This window comes from Thermogemmatispora sp., assembly GCF_019683635.1.
Lineage (GTDB): Bacteria > Chloroflexota > Ktedonobacteria > Ktedonobacterales > Ktedonobacteraceae > Thermogemmatispora.
On record NZ_JADGIA010000055.1, the window covers coordinates 20,630 to 27,936 of the forward strand.

Consider the following 7,307-nt stretch of genomic DNA (forward strand, 5'->3'; position numbering starts at 1 on the left):
GCTATGGTTCTCATTGTACTGCATGTGGGAAGAGGAGGCCCTCCCTATCGATCTCACCCACACCCCAGGGGCCACAGAGCACCACGCAAGAGAACGCCTGAGCGCGCTCCACAAGCACAGGAACAAGACAAACAAGTCCGACCGGGGAGCCTGCCGATCGGGGAGGTGACAGATTCGATTCGCCTCCCAGCCAGCCAGGCCAGCTGGAGGGAGCGGAGTGGCACCGTTGGCCGGCGCTCTAGTCTAGAGCGCCGGTGAGGAAGACGAGGAAGTCGCTGAATCGGAAGCTGCCTGAGCGTTGGTCTGGCCAGTGGAGACGGTGCGCTCTTGCTGGAGCTGGCGAGCCTCTTCCCGGCTCCGGCACACAATCAGTTCGTGGTCGCCAATGCGAAGCTGATCGCCAGAGTGGAGCACCCGGCTTCCCCGCTGCTCCAGACGCTGGCCGTTGACAAAAACTCCCTCGGTGTTATCGCCGTCCTCAATGAGCAGCTCAGCCCCTACTCGTCGCAGAAAGGCATGGCGACGCGAGATGCGACGATCTCCCTCAAGCAGAATACCGCTATCACCAGCACGTCCGATGCTGACCTCGGGAGCCGAAAGCTCTACAATAGTGGCCTGACGTGCAGTCGCTGTCGGCGGCAAGACCAGGATATAGGCAGGAGCTGCCTCAACGTGCGGTTCCTCAGCAGGAGCAGATGCCGGCGCCAGCTCAATTCTTGCTTCCTCCCGCTCTTCGTCCGTCCGCCCACGCTCGCCCCCCTGGCTTGCCTCTCCTCCGCTATCCGTAGCAGCACCCGCCTCCTCATAAGTTCCTTCAGGCTGAGTGTGGTTAGCAACGAGCAGCGCCTGCGCAGCGTCCGCGGTAGGGACCACTTCCGCTTCTTGCGGCCCCTGGGCCTCAGATAAAGGGGCAGCCGATGGCCGCGTATGCAGGCCCGAAAGCACTTCGAGCAGGGAAACCTCAGCGGGCGAGGTCTGCGGCAGCTCTACAGTTACAGTCTGCTGGGCCGCTGCTTCAATGTCAGGTGGGTCAGCCTGCCCCTGCCCTGCGACGATAGTCCCCGCAACCTCCGGAGCAAGAGTCGCCGGCTCACTCACCGCTGAAGAGGCTGCCTGTCTCACGCTCTCAGGGACCGGTATGTCTGAGGGGCGGGTCGCCTGGAGCAGAGCTTCAAAATAGGTCAGTGCAGAGCCAGATAGAGAATGGCCATCTCTCTGTTTGATGGTGGCCTCTATGGCCGCCGGCTCTGGACTCAATTCTGGCTGAGGCTGTGGCGGCCCTGCCTCATCGCTCGCCGTTAGCGACTCAGCCGCTGGTCCGCTCTCCTCCCGGATCGTCACCTGGTGCTGGTCATTCGCCGCCCCTTGCGGCGGCTCCGGCAAGAGCGAGGCAGAGCCTCCAGCATCGTCTGTCGCCGGCTGCCCATTGCCTGTGATCCCATCCACAACCTGGGCCACAGCTTCAGCTACAAGGATGGCCTCGTCGGGCCGCTGCCCGGCCAGCCCGGTCACGGTCTCTTCATCCACCTGGATAGCCTCTTGCACTGGAGCCGCCGCAAGCGCCTCTGCACTGGCAGCAGCGACTCCCTCTGACAGCCCCGCCTCAGCCTGCTCTTCAGGCGCGGCCTCCCCAGGAGAAGCAGCCTGCGCCTCCTCGCCAGTGACCATCACAGCCGCCGTCTGATCAGCCGCGGCTCGCTCCAGCTCGCTGGCCTCAGAGAGAGGCTCTCGCTTCTCGCCATCTGCTGGTGGAGAGAGCGGCTCTTGCTGGAGCGGCTCCCTCTGCAGCTCGGGGGCAGCCTGGCCGGCACTGGCTACCGGGCGCGGTGCCGCTTGCTGCAGTGCCTCGGCGAAGGCAAGCACCGAAGGATAGCGATCCTCGGGATAGACCGAGAGCGCACGGCGAATCACTCCTTCAATCGCCACCGGTATCTGTGGATTCAGCGACAGGAGGGACGGGAACGACTCGCTCAGCTTCGCCTGAGCGATCTCCTCGGGTAACCCTAAATAGGGAGGGCGTCCAGCGATCCACGTATAGACAATCACCGCTAGAGCAAATTGATCGCTGGCCTGCGTCGCTCGTCCGCCGAGCTGCTCTGGAGCTGCCGTCACCGGCAATATGGGACGCGGCAACCGCCCGAAACGGCGCACAAAGTGAGCCAGGCCCACATCAGCCAGCATGAAGGGGGCATAGTCCGACGCGCCTTCCACATTTGGCCCGCGCAGCACCATAATATTCGTCAGGCTCAGCCCTCCATGCAGATAGCCGGCAGTATGCACATGTTGCAGCGCCTGCGCCAACTGCTGAGCGTAGCTCACCACCGCTGACAGCTCCAGTGGTGGACTAAACCATAAGCGCCCATCGCTGTTAAGCAGCGAGCCACTACTGAACAAGCGCCGCGCAACATACAGAGTGCCATGCAGCTCCCCATAATCGAGCACTGGCGCCAGGTAGCGGTGAGTTAGCTGACTGATCCCCTGCATCTCGCGGAAAAACTGCCGCCGCGCTGCATCCGAGAGCGGCGCCCAGGGATGCAACAGCTTTAGTACCACCTTCCGTAGCAGCAGCGTATCCTCCGCCTCGTAGCTCTCACCGGCTACTCCGCTGCCAAGGAGTCTGATCACGCGATAGCGTTCGAACCGCTGGCCTTCTCGCAATGCCGGCATAGGCGACCTCGCTTTTTCCCCAGATAGCATCTGTCGCTATTGTAGCATGTTTCTGCTGGCAGATAGCAAAGTAGTAGTACTAAATCGGGGAACCTGCCAGGTAGCAGGAAAACCGCAGGACGATCCTCAAGCTCCTCCAAGATGTGGAGACACAAGGGAGCAGCGGCCCGCCAGAGAACTCAACAGTCCTCGTGATCGACCCTCGCCTCCTCTTCTCTCCGCTGCTGAGACGTCTTCCCTTCTTCGCCTGAAGGAGGCGCATCAGGCTGGGTTCCGGCGGAGGCCGCCGAGGGGGACGAGGTGCTTTCGGCACGCGGGACAGCCGCGAGCGCTCGCTCCTTCTGCTCAATGGCAACGGAAGCAGCGCCGCTCTCGCCACTGTCCTCTCCCTGACGAGGCTGAGCAAGCGCTGGCTGCCGCTGCCTGGCCAGGCGAGTACGGCGCAGGCGGTAGAGAAGCAGAGCCACCAATCCCACTACGACCAATAGCAGCGCCCCAGTCCAACTAATGGTGCGCGCCAGGTGCTCAACAGCTGCAAAATTATCGTGAAAGACGCGTCCGGCGAAGTAGCCAAGCAAGCCGAAAACGGTCGCCCAGACAATGCCACCCGCCGCATTGTAGACCAGAAATGTCCGCCAGCGCATCCGGTTGACACCGGCCAGAAAGGCCGCCCAGGCCCGCAGCACGGCAATGAAACGTCCGAAGAAAACCGTTTTGTCTCCGTGACGGGCAAAGAACTGCTCGGCGCGCTCCAGATGCTCAGGCTTGAGGAAGACATAACGTCCGAAGCGTTCAACCAGCGGCCTGCCGCCGTGACGCCCAAGCAGATACCCCAGATTATCGCCCACAATGGCCCCAAGCGCAGCGCAGGCAATGACGAGAGGAATTTGCAACTGGCGATCGACCCCTGCCAGAAACGAGGCCAGCAAGAGCATGGTCTCCCCGGGAAAGGGAATGCCCGAGCTTTCAATCATAATAAAGAGCGCCACCGCGGGATAGCCCCAGACATGCAGCACATCCTGCAGCGTCTGCAGAGAGATCAACGCTGCGATCACTCCAAAAAACGGAACTGACCGGCTGGCAACGCTCACCAGCACCAACACCAGGCGCGACCACCAGAACATGCACCCTCCTTCGCTTCCGCGGGTCCTCACAAATCAAGCAAGCAATCTTTTACCGGGCCAGTATACGCCCTGGCCCGGCCAAAGACAACCTCAAGAGCCAGACCCAGGTAGCTGGAAGCTACCTTTGGTACGCCGTCGTTTGGCCTGCCACCAGCTTCCCAGCCAGGTCAGCCCAAAAGCCAGAAGCGGCGGCCCAACGGCACTGAGACCAAGCCAGCCGATCCAGCCGCCCCCCGCCGGCAGGTAGCCACGTGAGAAATAAATGGCAAAGGCAGAGAGCGAGAAGACCAGCACAAAGACCTGCAAAGCATACTCCAGCGCCGCGGGCTGCTCGTGCCGCGGCCAGACGAGCGGAGCCAGCGCGACGAGCCAGGCCAGGTACCAGGGGAAAAACCAGGGCGTCACCAGAAAGAGCGCCCCCATCGTTAGCAGCGCCCCGACCGCCCAACATTCCAGCCGCGGTTGCCACCAGAGCAGCCACAGGGCCATACCCAGGGTCAGCAGCAGCACCAGCACCTGGATCAGATTCCAGGTACTGCGCTGCCCCAGGAGGATGAGCAGTTGCCCCGTCCAGCCTTCCAACGGTTGGGGATGATAGTATCTCCACTCCTGAATAGCGCGCAGGATCGAAAATTGACCCAGCTCGCGACTCGTCGAGGGCGGTGTCACCAGGCTGACAACGATCTCATGAGGACTGTGACCGAGCCAGAAGGGGAGATAGGCCAGCCCCGCCACTACGATTGCGCAGCCAAGCGCCAGGAGCAGCTGGGCTAACGCCGGTCGCCAGCGCAGACGCAGCGCCAGCAGCAGGCACTGGCTGCTGTCACGCTGAAGGGTACGGAAGAGCAGCAGGCAAAGGAAGAGCGCTACCCCCAGCAGAGCCGTGAACTTGATCAGGAGCGCCAACAGCATAAAGACCAGGGCCGGCAACCAGCGACGCACACGCACTAAGCCTGTGCCGTCGGCATCAGCACACCACCAGCAACCTAGCAGCATACAGGTCATCATCAAGACGTCGTTATGGGCCCCCAGTGCACTTTCGATAAGCATCAGCGGATTGAGACCGTAGAGCATGGCCCCCAGCGTGATCACGCGCTCCGAGCGTCCCAGTGCCCGGAGCAGGCGAGCGATCAGGAGCATATTGAGCAGGTGAGCCATCAAAGCCAGGAGGCGAAAAGCCAGCACATAGGCCAGCGCATTGGCCCCCAGGAACCAGCTCAGGATAGCACAAATCAGCAGCCAGACCGGACCATAGGCCGCCACCGCCGTCCTCCAGTCATCCAGCGGGGCAAGAGGATCACCCGGGAAAGCAGAGAGCGGCACAAAGTACGGATTGGCCCCATGCGCTACGATGACGCGGCCATAACCGGCGTAGACAAAGATATCGTGCGAGAGCATTCCGGGCGCCACCACGAGTACGCCCCCACAGATGAGAAGCACAGTGCCCGCGAGCCACAGCACCCCCCGGCGACGACCCGTGGTGGTGGCCAGTCTCCAGCTCAGCCAGAGCAGGAATAGATAGAGCAGGAAAACAAGAAAAATTATTAAATGAAACGAGAGATCTGCTCTATCCAAAAAAGGCAAAAATTGCCTGAAGAAGAGTACGAGTCTGGCTGGCACCCAGAAGCCAAAAAGCCCCAGGGCCTTCCCTGGAAGCTGGCTGGCGACGGGATGCCCGGCTAACTGCTCTAGCGGAGCAATGGCCGCCACGATCATGGCCAGATAGCCAGCAAGCAGCAGAGCGATGCACAAGAACCCAAGGCCGGCCCGTGGTGGTTTTGCGCGTACTTTCTGCTTCTTGTTGATCTCATCCTCTATCAACAGCATCTCAGTCATAGATCACGTATCGAGTACATCCGAACTGCAGGTGGGAAGAAAAAGCATTGGCCGCCCAGGGTGGGCGCAGCGCCAGAGCGCTACGAACCCTGGTTAGCCAACCATCCTCAGACCATCCAAAGCCCCATGATAAAAATAATAGTGAGGGTGGCCAGCAGCGGCGGGAAGATCAAAGTGATCGCTTGATGGAGGCGCCGATGCTCGCAGGCCAGCGCCGCCAGGGTCATGAAGCCAGGGAACATCTCCAGGACGAAGCGCTGGTTGGAGATCAGGGAGTCGGGCTGATTGATACTCGGTTCCACTAAATAGAGCAGCAGCAGGGCCGCCATCCAGAGCGTATAGCTGAAGCGCAGACGGCGCCAGCCCAGCACAGCCAGTACGATAAAGCCGAGGGTGGCGCTGAGGTCGAGCACCAGATGGACCGAGAAGAGCGAGCCGACGGGCTGCAGCCAGAAGAGTTCTACCAGCGCCTTCCAGATGCCTTCCCAGGGCCAGACGGTGCGATGGGACCAGCGATACTGAACTGCCGCGAAGCTGAAAGGCGAGTGGAAGAGATGCCAGCAATAGAGACAGTAGAGAGCCGTGCCTGCAGGAATAAGCACCACCGGCAGCGCTCGCCAGAGAAAGGCGCGCCAGGGACTGCGCTCAGCTGGCTCGGCCAGCAGGCCCAGGTTATCGCGGGCTATCCATGCTTCCCAGAGGAAGGGTAGCACGAGTAAGATGCCCGGCGAGCGGGTCAGGGAAGCCAGCATACCCAGCAGCCCGGCCAGCCACCAGCGTCGTCGGCGCAAGGCCAGGAAGCAGCCGGTTACCAGCAGTAAAAAGAGCGATTCATTATAGGCAGCAAAGAAGAAGAAAGCCGTTGGGAAAATACAGAGGTAGAGCAGCGTGCGACGGCTGGCCTGATCGCCCAGAGCCTCGCTGGCAAGCTGATAGAGCGTGAATAAAGAGCCGAGTAAAGCAAGATTGCTGATGAGCATGCCAAAGAGGAGATAGCCGTGATTTCCCACGAGATGGGCACAGATGCTAATCAGGAGAGGAAAGAGAGGAAAGAAAGCGCTGTCAAAAGGGCTGCGATAGCCAAACTGGGCAATCTCTACATAGTGTATAGCATCCCAGCGCTTCCACGACATGGCCGTCGCCAGCAAGCTTACCGGTGGCGCTATATACTGCGGTGGTCGCGGTCCATGAAGGAGCGTATATGCAAAGTAGGTCACCAGGATGAGCGCGATGCGGGTTAGGATAAAGAGCCAGAGAATATCGGCGGTTGGCGCACGTTTCATAGAAAGTGCTCTTCTCTCCTTTTATATAGCAGATTACAGGATTTCTCTTCTCCTGCTGTCTTTCTCCGCTTCCTTGCTGAGGTCCACTGGTATAACGAACGACCTATGGAGATGGTCAAAAAGGGAGCCTTTCTTACCCTGTAGGTTATGCTCAACCCTCCCCATAACAGATGTGCTCTTGATAAAAGAGATAACATTTCAATAGTATTTATTCTATACCGTAATAAAAATCTTTTTTGCTTGTAAGTTGTAAAGGTACCTTTCTCAAATGCTTCGGTGCCACCGGATTGCCCGAACATCAGCCGGTTCTACGCCATTGGATGCTTTTATCTTTGATCGCCTTGTTGCTTGAGATGTTCTGATTGACTGATCAGGTTGAGTAGAGCCAGCGAGGTAA

Annotated in this window: 4 protein-coding genes; all 4 read right to left on the bottom strand. The window is 60.0% G+C overall.

Annotation, left to right across the window (positions count from 1 at the left end; all coding sequences use genetic code 11):
- Positions 1 to 243 precede the first annotated feature (243 nt).
- The 4 genes from IRZ31_RS08510 to IRZ31_RS08525 all read right to left on the bottom strand — a co-directional run bounded on the left by IRZ31_RS08510 (position 244) and on the right by IRZ31_RS08525 (position 6,910).
- The gene (locus IRZ31_RS08510) at positions 244 to 2,667 is read right to left on the bottom strand and encodes an FHA domain-containing protein (RefSeq protein ID WP_297152396.1); all 2,424 of its coding nucleotides are present in this window, start codon (positions 2,665 to 2,667) and stop codon (positions 244 to 246) included.
- Positions 2,668 to 2,846: 179 nt separating this feature from the next.
- A complete protein-coding gene (locus IRZ31_RS08515; protein WP_297152399.1) occupies positions 2,847 to 3,791 on the bottom strand; it encodes a DedA family protein in 945 nt (314 codons plus the stop codon).
- Positions 3,792 to 3,881: 90 nt separating this feature from the next.
- The gene (locus IRZ31_RS08520; protein ID WP_297152401.1) at positions 3,882 to 5,627 is read right to left on the bottom strand and encodes a hypothetical protein; all 1,746 of its coding nucleotides are present in this window, start codon (positions 5,625 to 5,627) and stop codon (positions 3,882 to 3,884) included.
- 107 nt (positions 5,628 to 5,734) lie between these two features.
- A complete protein-coding gene (locus IRZ31_RS08525; RefSeq protein WP_297152404.1) occupies positions 5,735 to 6,910 on the bottom strand; it encodes a mannosyltransferase family protein in 1,176 nt (391 codons plus the stop codon).
- Between the last annotated feature and the right edge of the window lie 397 nt (positions 6,911 to 7,307).